This window comes from Pseudomonas sp. ICMP 10191 (assembly GCF_001467335.1).
Classification (GTDB): Bacteria; Pseudomonadota; Gammaproteobacteria; order Pseudomonadales; family Pseudomonadaceae; genus Aquipseudomonas; species Aquipseudomonas cerasi.
In genome coordinates this window covers 1-216 of sequence record NZ_LKGW01000095.1, presented here as the reverse complement: position 1 = coordinate 216, position 216 = coordinate 1, and the positions used below count along the sequence as shown (strand labels likewise).

Here is a 216-nt window from a genome sequence, read left to right as displayed (position 1 = left end):
GTTGCCCTAGGCGTCGTATTTGTATTCGTGGTTCGCCCACTGTTTGAGGCGGTTGTCTTTGATGTGATCGAAGCGGCTGATGTTGAAGTTGAGACGGTTGGCTGCGGCGTCGTAGCGGAACTCTTCGCCATCGACCACTCGGCCGGTGTTGCGCGCCAGCAACTGGCCGTTGGCTTCGTATTCGTACTGGGTTTCGCCGCGCAGTTTGTCGAGGGT

The 216-nt window shown here is 57.9% G+C and carries 1 pseudogene; it reads right to left on the bottom strand.

Features of this window, described 5'->3' with window-relative positions:
* Positions 1-9: 9 nt before the first annotated feature.
* Positions 10-216, bottom strand: a pseudogene (locus AO388_RS30210) (hypothetical protein); the annotation flags it as partial.